Source organism: Streptomyces sp. NPDC051064, from assembly GCF_044455985.1.
In the GTDB taxonomy this organism is placed as follows: Bacteria; Actinomycetota; Actinomycetes; order Streptomycetales; family Streptomycetaceae; genus Streptomyces.
This window is the reverse complement of record NZ_JBITFK010000004.1, coordinates 375,313-395,775: the sequence shown is the minus strand read 5'-3', so window position 1 is coordinate 395,775 and position 20,463 is coordinate 375,313. Positions and strand designations below refer to the sequence as shown.

General features: G+C 68.9%; 20 protein-coding genes and 1 tRNA gene. 12 read left to right on the top strand and 9 right to left on the bottom strand.

The window, feature by feature from the left end; translation table 11 throughout:
* Nucleotides 1–111: 111 nt before the first annotated feature.
* Both ACIBCU_RS16755 and ACIBCU_RS16750 read left to right on the top strand, forming a co-directional pair.
* Complete coding sequence (locus ACIBCU_RS16755) at nt 112–639, top strand: peptidylprolyl isomerase (RefSeq protein WP_399232037.1); 528 nt, start codon at nt 112–114, stop codon at nt 637–639.
* Nucleotides 640–794: 155 nt separating this feature from the next.
* The gene (locus ACIBCU_RS16750) at nt 795–1,700 is read left to right on the top strand and encodes a rhomboid family intramembrane serine protease (RefSeq protein WP_362927510.1); all 906 of its coding nucleotides are present in this window, start codon (nt 795–797) and stop codon (nt 1,698–1,700) included.
* Nucleotides 1,701–1,942: 242 nt separating this feature from the next.
* Here ACIBCU_RS16750 and crgA read toward each other — a convergent pair whose 3' ends face one another.
* Nucleotides 1,943–2,197 (bottom strand): cell division protein CrgA, encoded by a 255-nt coding sequence (crgA, locus tag ACIBCU_RS16745; RefSeq protein WP_033296748.1) that lies wholly within the window; start codon nt 2,195–2,197, stop codon nt 1,943–1,945.
* Nucleotides 2,198–2,375: 178 nt separating this feature from the next.
* Here crgA and ACIBCU_RS16740 point away from each other — a divergent pair, with 178 nt between their 5' ends.
* From ACIBCU_RS16740 to ACIBCU_RS16720, 5 genes are all read left to right on the top strand, one after another.
* Nucleotides 2,376–3,101, top strand: coding sequence for a DUF881 domain-containing protein (locus tag ACIBCU_RS16740; protein ID WP_362927509.1), 726 nt, complete (start codon nt 2,376–2,378; stop codon nt 3,099–3,101).
* 117 nt (nt 3,102–3,218) lie between these two features.
* Nucleotides 3,219–3,407, top strand: a complete 189-nt coding sequence (locus ACIBCU_RS16735) for a hypothetical protein (protein WP_099173291.1) — start codon at nt 3,219–3,221, stop codon at nt 3,405–3,407.
* A complete protein-coding gene (locus tag ACIBCU_RS16730) occupies nt 3,404–4,042 on the top strand; it encodes an aminodeoxychorismate/anthranilate synthase component II (RefSeq protein ID WP_362927508.1) in 639 nt (212 codons plus the stop codon). The genes ACIBCU_RS16735 and ACIBCU_RS16730 overlap by 4 nt, the downstream gene beginning before the upstream one ends.
* On the top strand, nt 4,039–5,421 hold the full coding sequence (locus ACIBCU_RS16725; RefSeq protein ID WP_399232034.1) for a class E sortase: 1,383 nt from the start codon (nt 4,039–4,041) through the stop codon (nt 5,419–5,421). Before ACIBCU_RS16730 ends, ACIBCU_RS16725 begins: the two co-directional genes overlap by 4 nt.
* A gap of 36 nt (nt 5,422–5,457) precedes the next feature.
* Entirely contained in the window at nt 5,458–6,186 is a 729-nt protein-coding gene (locus ACIBCU_RS16720; protein WP_399232032.1) for a class E sortase, read from the top strand.
* A gap of 78 nt (nt 6,187–6,264) precedes the next feature.
* Here ACIBCU_RS16720 and pknB read toward each other — a convergent pair whose 3' ends face one another.
* The 6 genes from pknB to ACIBCU_RS16690 all read right to left on the bottom strand — a co-directional run bounded on the left by pknB (nt 6,265) and on the right by ACIBCU_RS16690 (nt 14,286).
* Entirely contained in the window at nt 6,265–8,241 is a 1,977-nt protein-coding gene (pknB, locus tag ACIBCU_RS16715; RefSeq protein WP_362927505.1) for a Stk1 family PASTA domain-containing Ser/Thr kinase, read from the bottom strand.
* Between the two features lie 171 nt (nt 8,242–8,412).
* Entirely contained in the window at nt 8,413–9,867 is a 1,455-nt protein-coding gene (locus ACIBCU_RS16710) for a penicillin-binding transpeptidase domain-containing protein (RefSeq protein ID WP_362927504.1), read from the bottom strand.
* Nucleotides 9,864–11,264, bottom strand: a complete 1,401-nt coding sequence (locus ACIBCU_RS16705) for an FtsW/RodA/SpoVE family cell cycle protein (RefSeq protein ID WP_362927503.1) — start codon at nt 11,262–11,264, stop codon at nt 9,864–9,866. The genes ACIBCU_RS16710 and ACIBCU_RS16705 overlap by 4 nt, the downstream gene beginning before the upstream one ends.
* Before the next feature lie 21 nt (nt 11,265–11,285).
* The gene (locus ACIBCU_RS16700) at nt 11,286–12,770 is read right to left on the bottom strand and encodes a Stp1/IreP family PP2C-type Ser/Thr phosphatase (RefSeq protein WP_399232029.1); all 1,485 of its coding nucleotides are present in this window, start codon (nt 12,768–12,770) and stop codon (nt 11,286–11,288) included.
* A 129-nt stretch (nt 12,771–12,899) separates the two neighbouring features.
* Nucleotides 12,900–13,415: an FHA domain-containing protein gene (locus ACIBCU_RS16695; protein WP_104787364.1), complete on the bottom strand. Its 516-nt coding sequence runs from the start codon at nt 13,413–13,415 to the stop codon at nt 12,900–12,902.
* A gap of 10 nt (nt 13,416–13,425) precedes the next feature.
* Nucleotides 13,426–14,286: a DUF3662 and FHA domain-containing protein gene (locus ACIBCU_RS16690; RefSeq protein WP_362927501.1), complete on the bottom strand. Its 861-nt coding sequence runs from the start codon at nt 14,284–14,286 to the stop codon at nt 13,426–13,428.
* 315 nt (nt 14,287–14,601) lie between these two features.
* Here ACIBCU_RS16690 and ACIBCU_RS16685 point away from each other — a divergent pair.
* Nucleotides 14,602–14,684 (top strand) — tRNA-Leu (locus ACIBCU_RS16685).
* 241 nt (nt 14,685–14,925) lie between these two features.
* On the opposite strand, the gene ACIBCU_RS16680 is transcribed toward ACIBCU_RS16685, so the two are convergent.
* The gene (locus tag ACIBCU_RS16680; protein WP_362927500.1) at nt 14,926–15,537 is read right to left on the bottom strand and encodes an NAD(P)H-dependent oxidoreductase; all 612 of its coding nucleotides are present in this window, start codon (nt 15,535–15,537) and stop codon (nt 14,926–14,928) included.
* Nucleotides 15,538–15,693: 156 nt separating this feature from the next.
* On the opposite strand from ACIBCU_RS16680, the gene ACIBCU_RS16675 reads away from it, so the two are divergent.
* Nucleotides 15,694–16,038 (top strand): helix-turn-helix domain-containing protein, encoded by a 345-nt coding sequence (locus ACIBCU_RS16675; RefSeq protein ID WP_362927499.1) that lies wholly within the window; start codon nt 15,694–15,696, stop codon nt 16,036–16,038.
* 68 nt (nt 16,039–16,106) lie between these two features.
* Here ACIBCU_RS16675 and ACIBCU_RS16670 read toward each other — a convergent pair whose 3' ends face one another.
* Entirely contained in the window at nt 16,107–16,559 is a 453-nt protein-coding gene (locus ACIBCU_RS16670) for a MarR family winged helix-turn-helix transcriptional regulator (RefSeq protein WP_399232026.1), read from the bottom strand.
* A gap of 81 nt (nt 16,560–16,640) precedes the next feature.
* Here ACIBCU_RS16670 and ACIBCU_RS16665 point away from each other — a divergent pair, with 81 nt between their 5' ends.
* From ACIBCU_RS16665 to ACIBCU_RS16655, 3 genes are all read left to right on the top strand, one after another.
* Entirely contained in the window at nt 16,641–17,714 is a 1,074-nt protein-coding gene (locus ACIBCU_RS16665; RefSeq protein WP_362927497.1) for a hypothetical protein, read from the top strand.
* Nucleotides 17,715–17,894: 180 nt separating this feature from the next.
* Nucleotides 17,895–19,349, top strand: coding sequence for a DUF2252 domain-containing protein (locus ACIBCU_RS16660; RefSeq protein ID WP_362927496.1), 1,455 nt, complete (start codon nt 17,895–17,897; stop codon nt 19,347–19,349).
* 59 nt (nt 19,350–19,408) lie between these two features.
* Entirely contained in the window at nt 19,409–20,434 is a 1,026-nt protein-coding gene (locus ACIBCU_RS16655) for a J domain-containing protein (protein ID WP_399232024.1), read from the top strand.
* Nucleotides 20,435–20,463: the final 29 nt, after the last annotated feature.

Genomic DNA, 20,463 nt, shown 5'->3' with positions numbered 1-20,463 from the left:
AAGCGAGCAACAAGGTGAGTGCCGCCCTTCCCGGTGCTGTGACCGCGCTGTGGACCGGGTTCCCCGTGCGAGGATCGGTGGTCATCAGCGGAGACTTACGGAAGGCAGACCGTGGCCGAGCAGCTTTACGCCACTTTGAAGACCAGTCTGGGCGACATCGAGATCCGGCTGCTGCCGAACCATGCCCCCAAGACGGTCAAGAACTTCGTCGATCTCGCCCAGGGCGAGCGCGAGTGGACCAACCCGGAGACCGGCCGGAAGTCCACCGACAAGCTGTACGACGGCACTGTCTTCCACCGTGTCATCAGCGGTTTCATGATCCAGGGCGGCGACCCGCTGGGCAACGGGACGGGCGGCCCCGGCTACGAGTTCGGCGACGAGTTCCACCCCGACCTCGCGTTCGACAAGCCGTACCTGCTGGCGATGGCCAACGCCGGACCGGGCACCAACGGGTCGCAGTTCTTCGTGACCGTGTCGCCCACCGCCTGGCTGACCGGGAAGCACACGATCTTCGGCGAGGTCGCCGGGGAGGCGGGCAAGAAGGTCGTGGACGCCATCGCGGCGGCTCCGACCAATCCGCGCACCGACCGTCCGCTCCAGGACGTGGTGATCGAGTCGGTCGTCATCGAGACCCGGTGATCCGCGGGGTGGCCGGCCTCCCGGGCCGCTGACCCGGCCGGCCGCCGCCCTGCGGGAACCAACCGCCCTGCTCATCCGTACTGTTACATAACGGGCGAGCGGGGCGGTCGCATGTGTGCCCCCTGCACGGACGAGGACCGAAGGGGCCGTGACCGATGGACCAGCAGCCGCCGGAAGACCAGGACAGGTCCGCGGCCGCGGGCGGTCCCCCCACGTGTTACCGGCACCCGGGCAGGGAGACGGGAATCCGCTGCACGCGGTGCGAGAGGCCGATCTGTACGGACTGCATGATCGAGGCGTCGGTGGGCTTCCACTGCCCGGAGTGCGTCCGTCAAGGATCGGGTACGGGTCACCACCCCGCGGCGAACCGGCCGCGGACGCTGGCGGGCGGGAGCGTGGCCGCCGACCCCAGGCTGGTCACCAAGATCCTGCTCTCCATCAACCTCGCCGTCTTCATCGCGGTCTCGGTCGGTGGCCGTTCACTGCTCGACGATCTGCTGCTGTTCGGCCGTGCCTACTCGGGCGATCCGTCGGCCGGCATCGAAGGTGTGGCGGAGGGGCAGTGGTACCGGCTGGTGACGTCGATGTTCCTGCACCAGGAGGTGTGGCACATCGCGTTCAACATGCTGGGGCTGTGGTGGCTCGGCGGACCCCTGGAGGCCGCGCTGGGCCGTGCCCGGTACCTCGCGCTCTACCTGCTGTCGGGGCTGGCGGGCAGCGCGCTCACCTATGCGGTCGAGGACCCCGGCCAGGGCTCGCTCGGCGCCTCAGGGGCGGTCTTCGGACTGCTGGGTGCCACGGCCGTGCTGATGCGCCGGATGAACTACGACATGCGGCCGGTGATCGCGCTGCTCGTGGTCAACCTGATCTTCACCTTCAACCCGTGGGGCGGGATCGCCTGGCAGGCGCACGTCGGTGGGCTGGTCGCCGGGGCGCTGATCGCGATCGCCATGGTCCACGCACCCCGGGAGCGCCGGAATCTCGTGCAGTACGGGGCCTGCGGGCTGGTCCTCGTGGCGGTCGTGGTGACCGTCCTCGTCAGGACGGCTGTGCTCACCTGAGCGGAATCCGTTGCTCCAGGGGTGCGGTTGTCCACAGAGTGTGCCGGATCTTGTGCATGACGTGGGGAACAGGTGTGCCCCTTGTCGCTGGACCGAGTTTTACCAGTCAGGACAAGGGGCGTACCCTCGCGCGACGCGTAAGTGTGTAGTCACACCGGCGTCAACTTCGAGGGAAGTTATCCACAGATCGTCTGACCTTTTCCCCTACCTGTGGATAACTCTGTGGGTAACTCAGGGCAGAGCTACTTCCACTGCGTGGAGACTCCGAAGCCACCGGCGATGAAGCCGAAGCCCACCACGATGTTCCAGTTGCCGAGAGCGTCGACCGGCAGGTCGCCCTCGGTGACGTAGAAGACCACGATCCAGGCCAGACCGATCAGGAAGAGCGCCAGCATCACCGGCGCCACCCAACTGCGATTGGTCAGCTTTATGCTCGTCGACTGCTTGGCCGGCGGAGGCGTGAAATCTGCCTTCTTGCGGATACGTGACTTCGGCACGAGGGACTCTCCTGTCGATGCGCTGCGTGACCGCGCAGGGATCTGTGGCTGGCGCCGGGGCGCGAGGGGGAATGCTGCCTCCCCGGGGCGTCCGTTAGCGTAGTGCTTCCGTGGCGCCTAAGGAGATAAGGGTACGTTGAGCAATTCTGCCGACTCTCCTCGAGACCCGGCCGGGCGCATGTCCCGATGGCCGGTCCAAGGCCTCACCGCTGCCGTTTTCGCACTGGCCGGGCTGATCTTCGTCACCAGCGCCAATACGGCCAAGGGGACCGATATCCGGACCGACTCCTCTCTGCTGAAGCTCTCCGACCTCATTCAGCAGCGCAGCGAGAACAACGCGGAGCTGGACGAATCGACCGCTTCCGTGCGCGCGGACATCGACACCCTCGCCCGGCGCGACGACGGCAGCACCCGCGCCGAGGACGCCGAGCTCGACGCGCTGGAGAAGGCCGCGGGCACCACGGAGGTCACCGGTGAGGCGCTCTCCGTCACGCTGAACGACGCCCCTGCCGACGCCACCGCCAACCCCGGGTACCCCGAGCCGCAACCCAACGACCTGGTGATCCACCAGCAGGACCTGCAGGCCGTCGTCAACGCCCTCTGGGAAGGCGGCGCCCGCGGGATCCGGGTGATGGACCAGCGGCTGATCTCCACCAGCGCGGTGCGCTGCGTCGGCAACACGCTGATCCTGCAGGGCCGGGTCTACTCGCCTCCGTACAAGGTCACCGCCGTCGGTGACCCCGGGAAGCTGCGGCAGGCGATCGACGACTCCACGGCCATCCAGAACTACCAGCTGTACGTGAAGGCGTACGGGCTGGGATGGAAGGTCGAGGAGGACGACAAGCTGACGCTTCCCGGCTATTCGGGCACCGTCGATCTCCACTACGCACAGCCTGTCGAGTAGCCCGCGGAAGGCCCGCACGGGACTGCGACGCACGTCCGCACGAGCGGCTTTCCACAGCTGACCCACGCCTGTGCCCCGGCCGTTTAGTCTGGTGCCGTACCGAATGGAGGCAACAGCATGTACGGCTGGATCTGGCGGCACCTGCCGGGCAACGCATGGGTGCGGGGCTTCATCTCGCTCGTGCTGGTCCTGGCCGTTGTCTACGCGCTCTTCCAGTACGTCTTCCCCTGGGCGGAGCCTCTGCTCCCGTTCGGTGATGTGACGGTGGACGGCGAAGGCACCAGCGGAGCGGGGTCCGGTCAGTGAGCGCACGCATTCTCGTCGTCGACAACTACGACAGCTTCGTCTTCAACATCGTCCAGTACCTCTACCAGCTCGGCGCCGAGTGCGAGGTGGTGCGCAACGACGAGGTGACCACGGCGCACGCCGAGGACGGCTTCGACGGCGTCCTGCTGTCGCCCGGCCCCGGTACACCCGAGCAGGCGGGGGTCTGCATCGAGATGGTCCACCACTGTGCGCGGAGCGGGGTGCCGGTCTTCGGCGTCTGCCTGGGGATGCAGTCGATGGCCGTCGCGTACGGCGGTGTCGTGGACCGCGCGCCGGAGCTGCTGCACGGCAAGACCTCCCCCGTGCTGCACGAGGGCAAGGGCGTGTTCGCCGGTCTGCCGTCCCCGTTCACCGCGACGCGTTACCACTCGCTCGCCGCCGAGCCGGCGACGTTCCCGTCCGTGCTCGAAGTCACCGCACGCACCGCCGACGGCATCATCATGGGGCTGCGCCACCGCGAACAGGCGGTGGAGGGAGTGCAGTTCCACCCCGAATCGGTGCTCACGGAGCACGGTCACCTGATGCTCGCCAACTGGCTGGAGCAGTGTGGTGACGAGGGCGCGGTCGCGAGATCGGCGGGGCTCGCCCCGGTGGTGGGCAAGGCCGCCGCGTGACCTCACTCCGCCCCTCCGCCGGGCAGGAAGGCCCGTACGCGCAGGGTGCGTACGAGCCCGACGGCACGTTCGAGGCGGCGGTGGAGCAGCTCGCCGACCCGCTGAACGATCCGCTTCCGGGGCAGCGGCCCACGGACCCGTCGGCGGGGCAGCACACCTCGCCCTGGTTCCGGGCGGAGGGCCCCCAGGACAGCGGAACGCGCCAGATGCCCCAGACGGCGCCCCAGGGGCCCGCGGAGACCCCGGGCGAGTGGTACGACCCGGAGGGGTATCAGAGGGACTGGTACGGGCACCAGGGGCCGGAGACAGCTCCTGGTGCGCCGAGCGTCCAGGGGACCGCGGTGATACCCGGTCAGGGGACGCCGCCCCCGGCCCGGGCAGCAGCTGACCCGGGCCCCGTGGAAGCTTTCGCCGACGTCCGTCCGGACCCTGCGCGGCCCGTTGCCGACGTCGGTCCGGTCCTGCACGACGAGACCATGGCGCTGCGGACCGCCGACACCCGGCGAGCGTCGGAGCCGGACGGATCCGACACCTCCGGGCCCGCTCCCGAACCGCCGGCGACAGGCGGCCGGGCCGAGCGCCGCCGGGCGGCCAAGGGGCACGGCAGACGGCGGGGCGAACCCAGGCGCGCCACGGAGCCCGAGGCGGCGGAGCCCGCGGTCCCGATGTCACGGCTGGAGGCCCGGCGCGCGGCCCGTGCCGCCAAGGACAGCCCCGCCGTCGTCGCCAGCCGGGTAGTCGGCGAAGTGTTCATCACCTTCGGCGTGCTGATGCTTCTGTTCGTCACGTACCAGCTGTGGTGGACCAACGTCCGCGCCGACCAGATCGCCGGCCGGGAGACGAGCAAGATCCAGGACGACTGGGCCAACGGCGAGCGCAGCCCGGGGGCCTTCGAGCCCGGCCAGGGGTTCGCCATCATGCACATCCCCAAGCTGGACGTGGTCGCCCCGATCGCGGAGGGCATCAGCAAGGAGAAGGTCCTCGACCGCGGCATGATCGGTCACTACGCCGAGGGCAAGCTGAAGACCGCCATGCCGTCGGACGAGCAGGGGAACTTCGCGGTGGCCGGTCACCGCAACACCCACGGGGAGCCCTTCCGCTACATCAACAAGCTGAAGCAGGGCGACGCGATCGTGGTCGAGACGCAGGACGCCTACTACACGTACGAGATGACCAACATCCTTCCGCAGACGTCGCCGTCCAATGTGTCCGTGATCGACGAAGTGCCCCAGGGCTCCGGCTTCACCGGCCCGGGCAGGTACATCACGCTGACGACGTGCACCCCGGAATTCACGAGTACGTACCGAATGATCGTGTGGGGCAAAATGGTCGAGGAACGGCCGCGCAGCAAGGGGAAGCCCGACGCGCTCGTCGGCTGACGCGAGCTGGACGACATCACGACAGGGACGGGTGCGGTGGCAGCGAGGACCGAGCACGAAGAGCGCACCGACGAGCCGGCGGCCCCGGTCCGGCGCAGGAGCCGCCACCCCGTCGCGACGGCGGTGAGCCTCTTCGGCGAACTGCTGATCACCGCCGGGCTGGTGCTGGGCCTGTTCGTCGTCTATTCGCTGTGGTGGACCAACGTGCTGGCCGACCGTGAGGCGGACAAGCAGGGCAGCACCGTCCGCGACCGCTGGGCGGGCGGCCCGGGAGCGCTGGACACCAGGGACGGCATCGGCTTCCTGCACGTCCCCGCCATGAGGAACGGCGAGGTGCTGGTCAAGAAGGGCACCGACACCGAGACGCTCAACAACGGCATCGCCGGCTACTACACGGACCCCGTGAAGTCGGCCCTCCCCTCGGACGCTCAGGGCAACTTCGCGCTCGCCGCGCACCGGGACGGGCACGGCGCCAAGTTCCACAACATCGACAAGGTGAAGAAGGGCGACGCGGTCGTCTTCGAGACCAAGGACACGTGGTACGTCTACAAGGTCTTCGCGGAGCTGCCGGAGACGTCGAAGTTCAACGTCGACGCGATCGCCCCGGTGCCCAAGGAATCGGGCGTGAAGAAGGCCGGCCGCTACATCACGCTGACGACGTGCACCCCGGTCTACACCTCGAAGTACCGCTACATCGTCTGGGGCGAGCTCGTGCGGACCGAGAAGGTGGACAGGGACCGCACGAAGCCGGCGGAGCTGCGGTAGTCACGGACGAACGCACAGGGCCCCGGTCACCGTTGAGGTGACCGGGGCCCTGTGCGTGTACGCACGGCGTTACGCGGGTCAGTCCTCGGAGCCGGACTGGCCGCCGATGATGCCGCCGCCGAGGGTGGTGAGGGTGACCGTGGAGCCCTTGGCGACCGGGGTGTTGGCCCCCGGGTCGGCCTGCACCACCATGGCGTTCGGCTTGTCCGACGAGTTGGGCGCGAGTGCGACCACGAGGCCCAGTCCTTCGAGCGTGCCCTTCGCCTGCTGGAACCGCTGACCGACGATGTCAGCCGGAATGGTGACCTGTTCGGGCTGAGCCGGTCCCTTGGACACCTTCAGGACGATCTGGACGTCCTTGGACTGCTCGCTCGGACCCGTGGGGGTCTGCTCGATGACCGTCCCGGCGGCCTCCTCCGAGTCGACATCCTGCTTCGACACGTTGGTGAACCCGAGGCCGTTCAGCTGTGCCACGGCCGCGTCGTAGGAGCGGGTGCGCACGTCGGGCATCGGCACGGTGGCCTCCTTGGCCACGGTGATCGTGACCTCGGTGTCCTTCTCCACCTTCGAACCGCCCTCGGGGTCCTGGGAGATGACCGTGTCCACGGTCTTCTCGGACTCGGCGGTCTCGACGTTCACCGTGAAGCCCTTGTCCTCCAGAGCCTTGCGGGCGCTGTCCTCGGACTTCTCCAGGACGTCCGGGACCTCGACCTTGGGGGCGCCGGTGGAGACGACCACCGTCACGGTCTCGCCCGTCTCCATCTTCTCGCTCGGGGACGGGGACTGGCTGCAGATCTTGCCCTTCTCCTGGTTCGCGCAGGGTTCCTTGGAACCGACCGCCAGTTTGACCTCGGCGTTGTCCGCGCGCCCCTGGGCCTCTTCCATCGTGGAACCGATCAGGTTCGGCACGTCGACCTTGCCGCCGCCGCCGTCGGTGGAGCTGAAGACAGTACGGCCGATGAGGATCGCCCCGATGAGCACCAGGATGCCGGCGACGACCAGGAGGATCGTCGAGGTGTTGCTCTTCTTCTGGCGCCTGCGGCCCGGGCGGTCGTCGTAGCCGTAGCCGCCGTCGTCCGGATTGACCGGAGGCAGCATGGACGTCTGGGCGCCACCCTGGTCCGCCGCCCGCAGGGCGGTGGTGGGCTGGTCGTTGTTGTAGCCGTCGTACCCGCCGTAGCCCGCCGCTCCCATGGCCGCCGTGGCCGCGACCGGCTGGCCGTCGAGGCAGGCCTCGATGTCGGCCCGCATCTCGTCGGCCGACTGGTAGCGGTAGTCCGGGTCCTTGGTCAGCGCCTTCAGGACGATGGCGTCCATCTCGGGCGTGATCTCGGGATCGAAGTTGCTCGGAGGCTGCGGCTCCTCACGGACGTGCTGGTACGCGACCGCGACCGGCGAGTCCCCGACGAACGGCGGCCGGACCGCGAGCAGCTCGTAGAGCAGGCAGCCGGTGGAGTACAGGTCGGAGCGTGCGTCGACCTGCTCGCCCTTGGCCTGCTCCGGGGAGAGGTACTGGGCGGTGCCGATGACCGCGGCGGTCTGGGTCATCGTCATGCCGGAGTCGCCCATGGCGCGGGCGATACCGAAGTCCATGACCTTGACCTGGCCGGTGCGCGTCAGCATGACGTTCGCCGGCTTGATGTCACGGTGGACGATCTGGGCGCGGTGCGAGTACTCCAGGGCCTGGAGGATCCCGACCGTCATCTCGAGGGTCCGCTCCGGCAGCAGCTTGCGGCCGGAGTGCAGGAGCTCTCTGAGCGTCGATCCGTCGACGTACTCCATCACGATGTACGGGATGGAGACACCGTCGACGTAGTCCTCGCCGGTGTCGTAGACGGCGACGATCGCGGGGTGGTTGAGCGAGGCGGCCGACTGGGCCTCACGGCGGAACCGTGCCTGGAAGGACGGATCGCGGGCGAGGTCGGCCCGCAGCGTCTTCACAGCGACGGTGCGGCCGAGCCGGGTGTCATGCGCGAGGTAGACCTCGGCCATGCCACCACGGCCGAGCACCGAGCCCAGCTCGTACCGGCCGCCGAGGCGACGCGGCTCTTCCATAACTGATCCAGCCCTCTCCGTCAGTCCCGACCGCACCCGTGTGTGGTCCGGCGGTGCGCTGTTCGCGCATACGCTACCGGGCACGCCCGGCGTGATCGGCCCGCATCCGTCAGCTGATATCCGACCGGTATCCCAATGTGCTGGTGTGAACAGAAGTTGTGACGGGTGTCACTACTTTCCGTCGAGTACCGCCTTCATCACGTTCTTGGCGATCGGAGCGGCCAGCCCGCCGCCGGAGATGTCGTCCCGGTTGGCGTTGCCGTCCTCGACCACCACGGCGACGGCGACCGGGGAGCCGCTGTCGGTCTTGGCGTACGAGATGAACCAGGCGTACGGCTTCTCGCTGTTGTTGAGGCCGTGCTGGGCGGTACCCGTCTTGCCACCGACAGTGACGCCGTCGATCTGCGCGTTGGTTCCCGTGCCGTCCTGGACCACGGTCTCCATCATCTGCTGCACCTTCTGGGCGTTCTCCGCCGAGAGCGGCTCGCTGAGCTGCTCCTTCTCGTGCGTGTAGATGACGTCCAGGTTCGGCGCCTGGCGCTGGGCGACCATGTACGGCTGCATGAGCTTGCCGTCGTTGGCGATCGCGGACGCCACCATGGCCATCTGGAGCGGGGTCGTGCGGTTGGACGCCTGGCCGATGCCCGCCATGGCGTTCTGTGGCCGGTTGTCCTTGGGGTAGACGCTGGCGTCGGCGCGGACCGGCGTGAAGACCTCGTCGTTGAAGCCGAACTTGTCGGCCTGCTCGATCATCTTCTCGTTGCCGAGGTCGTCGCTCATCTTGCCGAAGACGGTGTTGCAGGAATAGCGCAGCGCCACCCGGAGCGAGGCGTCCTCGCAGGGGATGTTCCCCTCGTTCTGCAGCAGGTTGGTCGACTGCGGGAGCCGCCAGGGCAGCGGGGAGTCCGTCTTGGCGTCGATGTCGGTGTAGAGGCCGTTCTCCAGCGCCGCGGCGGCCGTGACGACCTTGAACGTCGAGCCGGGCGGGTAGGTCTCCCGCAGGGCCCGGTTCAGCATCGGCTTGTCCTCGTCCTTGAGGAGCTTCTGCCGGGCGTCCGAGTCCTTCATGGAGTTGCCCGCGAAGACCGAGGGGTCGTACGAGGGAGTGCTGGCCAGCGCCAGGACGGCGCCGGTCTGCGGATCGAGCGCGGCGACGGCGCCCTTCTTGTCGCCCAGCCCCTCGAAGGCGGCCTTCTGGGCGGCGCCGTTGAGGGTGGTGACGATGTTCCCGCCGGTCTTCTTCTCGCCGGTGAACATCGACAGCGTGCGGTCGAAGAACAGGTCGTCACTGTTGCCGGTGAGGATGCCGTCCTCGATGCTCTCCAGCTGCGAGGAGTCGAAGGCCTGCGAGGAGTAGCCGGTGACGGGCGCCCACATGGGGCCGTTCTTCCAGACCCGCTTGTACTTGAAGTCGCTGTCCGTGGTCTCGACGGAGCCGGTGACGGGCTCGCCGTCGACGATGATGTTGCCGCGCTCGTGAGCGTAGCGCTCGATCTGGACGCGGCGGTTGTGCTCGTTCGCGTTGAGTTCGTCGGCACGGACGTACTGGATGTAGTTCGTGCGGATCAGCAGGGCCAGGACGAGGATGCCGCAGAAGATCGCGATCCTGCGGAGCGGCTTGTTCACGGTCGGACCACCTGGGTCATCTCGGCGTCCGGGGACGGTGCGGGGGCCGGGGCGGGACGTCGGGCCGTATCGCTGATTCTGATCAGGATCCCGATGAGCGCCCAGTTGGCGATGACCGACGAGCCACCGGCCGCGAGGAACGGCATGGTCATACCGGTCAGCGGGATGAGCCCCATGACACCGCCGGCGACGACGAAGACCTGGATGGCGAAGGCGCCGGAGAGCCCGATGGCGAGGAGCTTGCCGAAGGGGTCACGCGCGGCGAGTGCGGTGCGGACGCCGCGTTCGACGATCAGCCCGTAGAGCAGCAGGACGGCCATCATTCCGGCGAGGCCGAGCTCCTCACCGACGGTGGCGAGGATGAAGTCGGAGTTGGCGGCGAAGCCGATCAGGTCCGAGTTGCCCTGGCCGAGACCGGTGCCGAGCGTGCCGCCGGAGCCGAAGGCCATGAGGGACTTGGCCATCTGCTCGCTCGCCGCCTCCTTGCCCCAGCCCGCGAACGGGTCGAGCCAGGCGGTGACGCGGTCCTGGACGTGTGGCTCGAACGTCGCCACTCCGACAGCGCCGGCTCCGGACATCAGGAGCCCGAAGACGATCCAGCTGGTCCGCTCGGTGGCGACATACAGCATGACGACGAACATGCCGAAGAACAGCAGCGAGGAACCCAGGTCGGTCTCGAAGACCAGGATGAGGATCGAGAACGCCCAGACCATGAGGATCGGGCCCAGGTCGCGGCCACGGGGCAGGTAGAGCCCCATGAAGCGGCGGCTGGCCAGGGCCAGGGCGTCGCGCTTGACCATGAGATAGCCGGCGAAGAACACCGCGATGATGATCTTGGCGAACTCTCCCGGCTGGATCGTGCCGACGCCGGGGATCTTGATCCAGATCTTGGCGCCGTTCACGGCCGGGAAGAACATCGGGAGGATCAGCAGGAACAGCGCGACCAGCATGGAGATGTAGGTGTAGCGCTGCAGGATGCGGTGGTCCTTGAGGACGATCAGGACGACGACCAGCAGGGCCACACCTACCGCTGAGAACATCAGCTGCTTGGAGGCGGCCGGTGCGAACGTCTTGATCGCCTGGAACCGCTCCGACTGGTCCAGCCGCCAGATGAGGGCCAGACCCAGCCCGTTCAGCAGCGTCGCCAGCGGAAGCAGCAGCGGGTCCGAGTACGGGGCGAACCTCCGCACCGCGAGATGTGCCACACCGCCGAGCAGTGCGAGCCCCAGCCCGTAGCCGAGCATGCCGGCGGGCAGTTCGCCGTTGAGGGCGAGGCCCACATTGGCGTACGCGAACACCGAGATCAGAACGGCGAAGGCGACCAGCACCAGCTCGGTGTTACGGCGGCTCGGCGCGTCGATCGCGCCGATGGTGGTCGTGTTGGTGACAACGCTCATGTGCTGAAGGCCCCCTACGGCTTACTGCTTACCGCACTGCAGGGCCAGCTTCTTCTCTTCCTCCGAGAGGCTGGGGCCAGGAGTGGGAGTTGCGGTCTTGGTCCCCTTGGCGGGAGACGTGGCTGACGTGCTGTCGGAGGCGTTGCCGGTCTCGCCCTTGTCCTTGGCGGCATTGGCGTCCGCCTCGGCCGCGCGGCGCTGCGCGTCCTTCTTGCAGGCGGATGCCTGCGCGTCGAGCTCGCTGATCTTCTTGCGGGCATCGGTGAGGTTGCCCTGGGAGATCGTCGCCTCGACCCGCTTGCGCCAGTACGGCGGCAGGTACTTCAGTTCGATCTTGGTGTCCTCTTCGACCTTCGAGAGGGACACCCAGCCGAGGTCCTGGCTGATTCCGCGGTACAGCGCGACGCTGTCGTCCTTCGTGCCCACGTAGAACTGCGTCTGGGTCCAGCGGTACCCGCCGTAGACGCCACCGCCGATGACCGCCAGCGCGAGCACGATGTAGAACGACCGCTTCAGCCACCTGCGGCGGCCGCGGGGCTTGACGAAGTCGTCGTCGGTGTACGAGTCGAACGCCCCGTCCGGGCCGGAGCCGTAACCCACGTCGTCGCCGCTGCCAGGGGGGCCGAAGCCCCCGGACGGCAGCACGGGGCGGCCGAGGCCGGCCGCACGGCCCGCCGGGGTCTCCATGGCGCGGCCGTCGTTCGCCTGGGCGGCCTGGTTCTCGGCGACGGCGCCGACGATGACCGGGGTGTCGTTGAGCTGCCCGGCCAGGGTGTCGTTGCTGTCGACGTCCAGGACGTCGGCGACGATGCAGGTGATGTTGTCGGGACCGCCGCCGCGCAGGGCGAGCTGGATGAGGTCCTGGATGGTCTCCTGAGGGCCCTGGTAGCTGGCCAGGGTCTCTTCCATCGTCTGGTGAGAGACGACGCCGGAGAGCCCGTCCGAGCAGATCAGATAGCGGTCACCGGCGCGGACCTCCCGGACGGAGAGATCGGGCTCCACGTGGTCGCCGCTGCCCAGTGCCCGCATCAGCAGGGAGCGCTGCGGGTGGGTGGTGGCCTCTTCCTCGGTGATCCTGCCCTCGTCGACGAGGCGCTGGACCCAGGTGTGGTCCTGCGTGATCTGCGTCAGGACGCCGTCACGCAGGAGGTAGGCGCGGGAGTCGCCGACGTGGACGAGGCCGAGACGCTGACCGGTCCAGAGCAGGGCCGTGAGCGTCGTGCCCATGCCCTCCAGCTGGGGGTCCTCCTCGACCATGACGCGCAGCTGGTCGTTGGCCCGCTGGACCGCCGTGCCGAGCGAGGTGAGGATGTCGGAGCCCGGGACGTCGTCGTCGAGCTGCACGAGCGTGGAGATCACCTCGGAGCTGGCGACCTCTCCGGCCGCCTGGCCGCCCATGCCGTCGGCGATGGCCAGAAGGCGGGGGCCGGCGTAGCCGGAGTCCTCGTTGCCTTCCCGGATCATGCCCTTGTGCGATCCGGCGGCGAAGCGCAGGGACAAGCTCATGCGCACCTCGCCCGTCGGTTCGGGGTACAGCCGGTCTCGAGCCACACTGCCCACCCTCCGGTCGGGAGCCGGGCCGGGTCCGTCGTCAGGACCGCGGCGGCTCGCTCGCTCCGCTCGCTCATTGTCGTACTACTTCCGCAGCTCGATGACGGTCTTGCCGATGCGGATCGGCGCGCCCAGCGGAACAGGTGTCGGGGTGGTGAGCCGGGTCCGGTCGAGATAGGTGCCGTTGGTGGACCCGAGATCCTCGACGATCCACTGGCCGTCACGGTCCGGGTAGATCCTGGCATGCCTGCTGGACGCGTAGTCGTCATCCAGCACGATCGTTGAATCGTGCGCCCGGCCCAGGGTGATGGTCTGACCCTGGAGCGCGACGGTGGTGCCGGTGAGCGTGCCCTCGGAGACGACCAGCTTTGTGGGTGCCCCGCGGCGCTGGCGCCCGGACTGCTGGCGCTGCTGAGGAGGAGCCGCTTGCTGTTGGCGTCCCTGCTGCGGACGGGCGTCAGCGGCAGTGCGGCGTGAGCCGCGCTGCGTGACACGCGTACCGAACAGGTCGCTGCGAATGACCTGGACGGCCACGATTACGAATAGCCACAGAACAGCCAGGAAACCTAGCCGCATGACCGTCAGGGTCAGCTCTGACATTGCCCCCGCTTCACCCTTCGGCTTGCCGGTAAACGATGGTGGTGCTGCCCACGACGATCCGCGAGCCGTCGCGGAGCGTAGCGCGGGTGGTGTGCTGCCCGTCTACCACGATGCCGTTGGTAGACCCGAGATCCTGGATCGTCGAGGGCGTTCCGGTCCGGATCTCACAGTGCCGGCGCGATACGCCGGGGTCGTCGATCCGCACGTCGGCGTCGGTGCTTCGTCCCATCACCAACGTCGGGCGGGAGATCTGATGGCGGGTGCCGTTGATCTCGATCCAGCGCCGTACCTGGGCGTCCGGCATGGGGCCGGACGCGGCCGGCGGGCGCCAGTCGCTGGAAGGGCCTCCGGAGCGCCCTGCGCCCGGCGGCGGGGCCGGGGGCATGGGAGGGGCGGAAGCCGGTGGGTAACCGTAGCCACCCTGCCCCTGAGGGGCGGCGGGGCGGTTCGGCTGGGCGTAGGGAGCGGGGCCGCCCTGCTGGCCCTGCTGTGACGAACTCGACGCCAGGGTCCGGCTGCGTACGCGGTAGAGACCCGTGTCGAGGTCGTCCGCCTTCTCCAGGTGGACCTTGATCGGCCCCATGAAGGTGTAGCGCTGCTGCTTGGCGTAGTCACGTACGAGGCCGGACAGCTCGTCCCCCAGCTGGCCGGAGTACGGGCTGAGGCGCTCGTAGTCCGGGGTGCTGAGCTCGACGATGAAGTCGTTCGGCACGACGGTCCGCTCGCGGTTCCAGATCGACGCGTTGTTGTCGCACTCGCGCTGAAGGGCTCCCGCGATCTCGACCGGCTGCACCTCGGACTTGAAGACCTTGGCGAAGGTGCCATTGACCAGACCTTCGAGACGCTGCTCGAAACGCTTCATGACTCCCATGGGGCACCTCCTCCGGTGTCGTCATCCCTGTACTGCCTACTGATCGTATCCACGCGTGGGGAAATCGGCTGGTTCCCCTTGTCTGCACAGTGGATGAGTGTCACCTCTCACACGGATCGTAGAGGTGCCCTCCTGACAGTGTCCCGCACTCCGGGTGCACTCAGGAGGAGTGGGGCCAGGCTTTCCGCGTTCCCGGTTCCCCTCGTGGGTTCGGCGAAACAACGGATGTGAATCCACCCTGTCCAGCGTGCTAATCTTCCGGATGTCGCCAGGCGCTCACACCACTCGGTGAGAGAGTCTGAAAGCACCACTCATGCGCGAGTGGCGGAACGGCAGACGCGCTGGCTTCAGGTGCCAGTGTCCTTAGGGACGTGGGGGTTCAAATCCCCCCTCGCGCACAACAGGCAGTCGCTTGCGACCGCCGGGTTGGTTCGACAGAACCCCCGCACCGGATAGATCTGGTGCGGGGGTTCTTCGTTGTCCGGGGTTCTTCGGTGGCCGAGCCGGGTGTGTGAGGGGCGCTGTGATGAAGCCCGCATCCACCTCGGAAGCACGGCCCTGGGCGGCTCCTGTTTCACGTGAAACGTCGGATCCACACCAAAGAGACCTTTCGTGCGGGCCCGTCCGTCAGTGGGCGCCTCAGGCGGCGAGGCGCGCTGCGAGGGCCTTGGCCTTCTCCGCGGCGTCGGAGAACGCCCGGGTGCGGGATGCCTCGGCGAGGGGGATGAGCTCGGCCATCTCGGGCTTCGAGTGCGCCAGCGTCAACTCCGGGACGATGAAATCGACTTCGGCTCCCAGCATGCCCGTCAGTACCTTCTCCAGGTAGTTCTGGACGAACTCGAACTCCTCACGCGGCGTGCCGGGGGCGTACGAGCCGCCTCGGCTGGCCACAACGGTGACGGGCGTGCCGGCGACGGGACTGTCGGGCCCCGCGTTGTGGCCGACGATGATCACCTGGTCGAGCCACGCCTTGAGGGTGGACGGGATGGAGAAGTTGTACATCGGCGCGCCGATGAGCACGGCGTCCGCAGCGGCCAGCTCGGCCGCCAACTCCCCTCGTAGCGGGTCCTCGGCGCCGGCTGCTACGGCCGACGCGTCCAGGTGCGGCAGGGGCGTGGCGGCGAGATCGCGGTAGACGACCTCGCCGTCGGGGTGCTGCTCACGCCAAGCCGTGACGAAGGCGGCGGTGACCTCACGGGATGTGGAGCCGTGGGGGAAAACGGCGGAGTCGAGGTGCAGAAGCGTGGCCATGGGGATCTCCGTGCGAGTCGGGTGGGCGGATCGGTGCGAGCCACGAATGAGGGGCGTGGACAGGGGAGCGCGATCCGGCTTTTCAGTACGTACCTAGTAATAACATAGTCCCTTACTTTTCATAAGCCCCGCACTCCGGCGCAGTACGCTGGGGGCATGGCGGATCACAGCGAGCAGGCCTGTCGGCAGGTGGACGGGAGTATCACGCGCGTCTTCGAGCTGTTCGGGAAGCGCTGGACGGGCCCGATCGTCTCGGTGCTGATGCAGCGCCCGGTGCACTTCGCGGATCTGCGTCGAGCGATTCCGGGCATCAGTGAGCGGATGTTGTCGGACCGGCTGTCCGAGCTGGGAGCGGCCGGTCTCGTGGTGCGTGAGGTCGACGAAGGGCCCCCGCTGCGGGTCGCGTACCAGCTGACGGAGGCGGGCGCCGCGATGGAGCCCGCGCTCGAGGAGCTCGGGCGGTGGGCCGACGCCTATCTCGGGGGCCCGAGGGGCTGCTGACCTGTTGCCCCGGTGGTCCGAGGGGCTGCTGACCCGCCGCCGGCCGTCCCGCGGCGGAGGCCGGGTGTCTATCGGGGTGCGGTGTCCTCTCCCGCCGCGTTGTAGCGCAGCAGGTACTCCGCGAACTGTTCGAGATCGTCCGATGTCCACGCGCCGAGGCGTTTCCGGTAGGCGGCGCGCCGACTGGCCTGGGTCGAGGCGAGTGCCTGGGTGCCGGCGTCGGTGGGGTGCAGTACCTGGATGCGCTGGTCGTCCGGGTCCGGATGGCGCTCGACCAGGCCGAGCTTCTCCAGTGCCGCCACCTGTCGGCTGACCGTCGACTTGTCCAGCATGTAGTGCGCCGCCAGGTCGGTAGCGCGGCAGCCGTGCCGGTCGTCGATATGGGCGAGCAGCGTGTACGAGACCAGCGGCAGGTCCGGGTGGAGCCGTGCCGCGGTGGAGCGTGCGCGGCGCGCGAAAGCGGTCAGCTCGCGCTGGATGACGTCCAGCGACTCCTCGCGTTCCCGGGGGGTGTCTGCCACGTGAATCACCTTCTCGAACTTTAGTTGTATGCTACAACGAGACTAGTAGTTGTAAAAGCCAACTATTGGAGGAGTGGTCGAATGTCCGCAGGTCCGAGCTCCGCCTCCGGCTCAACCGCCGGTGCGCTGCGTCATGTGCTCAGCCATCTCATTACGCCGCTGCTGATGTGCATCGGTATGGGACTTGCCTATCTGGGGGCCTTTCACGCCCCGGAGCCGCACGACCTGAGGGTGGACGTCGTCGGCTCGGGAGCGAGCGCGCAGGTGCTTGCCCAGACCTTGCAGGACAAGGGCGACGGTGCATTGAGTGTGGGTACCGTAGCGGACCGCGACATCGCGGTGAACCACCTGAGGACGCAGCAGAGTTACGGCGCGTACGTCCCGGGCGGCAGCCCTGAGCTCCTCGTCGCCACCGCTGCCTCGGACACCAGCGCGACGGTGGTCCAGAAGGTCTTCACCGAGGTGGCCGCCGGGCAGGGTGCCCCGCTCAAGGTGACGGACGTGGCGCCCACGGCGGATGGTGATCCGACCGGCCAGGGGGTCTTCTTCCTGCTGGTGGCGGTCAGTATCGGGTCGTACGCGTCGGTCGCGGTGATCGGCGGTGCGGGGGCGGTGCTGGCCCTGCGGATCAGGGCCGGGCTGGCCATCGGCACCTCTCTCGTGGTGAGTCTGATCGGAGCCGCGTTCGCGGGGCCGGTGTTCGGTCTGGTGGACCATGGCCTCAGCGGACTCTGGGCGATGGCGTGGCTCTATTCGGCGGGGATCCTGCTGATCGGGGTGGGGTTGCACACCTTCCTCAAGCGGTGGACGACGCTCGGCGTGATGCTGCTCTTCGTCATGCTCAACTTCACGAGTTCCGGAGGCATCTTCCGGCCGGAGGTCCAGCCGGGCTTCTTCGGAGCCCTGCACTCCTTCTGGAACGGTGCGGGATTCGTCGAAGGGGTGCGCAGCCACGTGTACTTCGGCGGGCACGCCCTGGGCGGGCACCTGCTGGTGCTGGCTCTGTGGTTCGTGGCCGGTCTGGCCGTTCTGGGGGTGGCGGGCCTGGCCGAGGCGAAGCGGCGTCGCGAGGAGGCGGAGAAGGCGCGTGAGGCGGCGGCCGTGCGGGCCGCGGCCGGGGCGGAGGAGGAGATGGAGGAGGCCGTCGGGGTGTGACGGTCCGGCGCCAGGGCTCTGTGCGCAGGCACGGAGGCCCGGCCTCTGCGGGAGGTTGTCCACAGGCCGGCTCCCGAGTTGTCCACAGGGGCAGACGGCTGTCGCGGACGGTTGTACCGTCGTCCGCAGTTGATGTTGGTCGGACGGGACGGCTGGACGAGGCGGGGGAGGCGGCGCACCATGGGCGAAGTCGAGGCGACGGTGCCGGCACAGCGGATGACCGGGGACGGGCGTATCCCGGTCGTTCCCGGATTCGCTCGGCGCGTGGCCGCAGGGGTGCGGCCCGGACCTGGGGCGGCTTCCCCGAAGTCGGCCGGTAAGGCACTGAGGCTCCAGGTGCCCCGGTCCGCGCACAGTTCGCTGGACCTGCCCGCCGGGAGGCCGGACGCGGTCCAGGCGGTCGAGGAGTCGAACGAGGGCCGGGTGCCCGGCCTCACGCCCATACGGGTGGGGCGGATGGCAGCGACGCCGTTCGCGTTCCTGCGCGGCTCGGCCGGTCTGATGGCGCACGACCTGATGGGTACTCCGGTCACGGGCGTCGGCGCCCAGCTCTGTGGTGACGCGCACGCGGCCAACTTCGGGCTGTACGGCGACGCGCGCGGCAACCTGGTCATCGATCTCAACGACTTCGACGAGACCGTGTTCGGGCCGTGGGAGTGGGATCTCAAGCGGCTCGCCACGTCGCTGGTGCTCGCGGGCAGGGAGGCGGGGGCGGACGAGGCCACCTGCCGGCAGGGTGCGTACGACACGGTGGGCGCGTACCGCCGCACGATGCGTCTGCTGGCTGGGCTGCCCGCACTCGACGCGTGGAACGCCATCGCGGACGAGGAGCTCGTCTCGCACACCGACGCCCGGGACCTGCTCGGGACGCTGGAGCGGGTGTCCGCGAAGGCCAGGAACAACACGAGTGCCCGCTTTGCCGCCAGGTCCACGGAGGAGGCCGAGGACGGCGCTCGCCGGTTCGTCGACTCACCGCCCGTGCTGCGGCGTGTGCCCGACGCGGAGGCTGCGGCCGTGGCGGCGGGGCTGGAGGGCTACGTCGGGACGATCTCGGAGGACAGGGTTCCGCTGCTTGCCCGTTACGCGATCCACGATGTGGCGTTCCGGGTGGTCGGCACGGGAAGCGTGGGGACCCGGTCGTATGTGGTGCTGCTGCTCGACCACCGCGGCGAGCCGCTGGTGCTGCAGGTGAAGGAGGCCCGCCCGTCCGCGCTCTCCCCCTATCTCGGGCGGATCGGCTTCGACGTGCCGGACGTGGTGCACGAGGGGCGCCGGGTGGTGCTCGGACAGAAGCGGATGCAGGTCGTCAGCGACATACTGCTCGGCTGGGCCGAGGTCGACGGCCGGCCGTATCAGGTACGCCAGTTCAGGAACCGCAAGGGGAGCGTGGATCCGGCCGCGCTCGCTGCGGACCAGGTCGACGACTACGGGCGGATGACCGGCGCCCTGCTGGCCCGGGCCCATGCGCACAGCGCCGACCCCCGACTGCTCGCGGGTTACTGCGGGAAGAACGCCGAGCTGGACGCGGCGGTGGCTGATTTCGCCGTGGCGTACGCGGACCGGACCGAGGCGGATCATGCCGAGCTCGTCCGGGCTGTCCGAGCCGGGCGAATAGCCGCTGAGCTCGGGGTCTGAGCGGGTCCTGCGGCCACCGTGTGTCTTCACGGCGCGGGCCGTGGCCATACGCTGGACGGGTGACCCACGAAGCCGCCGGGGTGCCGACCACCCGGAACGACGAAGACCGGCAGAACCAGGACCGGCAGGACGCGCCGAAGCACGCGCGGGATGTGCCGCGGCACGCGGAGGACGCGTCGCGGGGTGACGGCCTGCGGGCGGGCCCGGACGATGCGCCGGAGGCGGGTCCCGCCTCCGGCGACGCGGCTGGTGATCCGGCAGGCGGGGCGGCCGGTGAGGTCGGCGGTGACGCGGTGGGTGAGGGAGCCGCACCTCGACCCGAGGAGCGGCTCGCCAAGGCTGTGCGGGTGGCCGAGCAGGCGCTGATCGAGTTCGAGATCGCGGTGGAGACCTTCCGGGTGGAGGTGGAGAACTTCTCCCGGCTGCATCACCAGAAGCTCGGCCCGATGTACGCCCGCCTCGACGAGCTCGACGCGCAGATCGCGGAGGCGCGGGCCGCGAGGACCGGCGATCCGGAGGACCTGCGCAAGGCCCAGGAGGCACGGGCGATCGTCATGCCTATGCCCGGGGTCGAGGAGCTCTTCCACGACTGGATGGACTCGGATGGCCTCTCGCCCGAGGCCTCGGCCATGCTCACCGACCAGCCCGTCCGGCCGCCGAAGCGGGTCAGGCCGAGCGAGGAGGCGCGCAAGCTCTACCGGGAGCTCGCCCGTCAGGCACACCCGGACCTGGCACCGGACGAGACGGAGCGGGCGCGGCGGGACGAGTTCATCGCCCGGGTCAACGCGGCCTACGGGCGCGGCGACGTGGCGTTGCTGAAGGAGCTGGCCGCGGAGTGGGCGGCGGGGCCTGTGACGCCGGAGCTGCGGCTCAGCGAGAGCGAGGAGCTCTACGCACGGCTGGAGTGGCTCAGCCGCCGTAAGGAGCTGCTGACGGTTCTGGCCCAGGAACTGGAGGAGAGCGCGATCGGCTCGATGCTGCGGATGGCGCCGGACGACCCCGACCGGCTGCTGGACGACATCGGCGAGAAGCTTCTGGCGGAGGTGTCCCAGCGTGAGGGCGAGCTGGCAGGGCTGGTGCAGTAGCGTTCCGGATGACCCTGGTGCGTACGTAC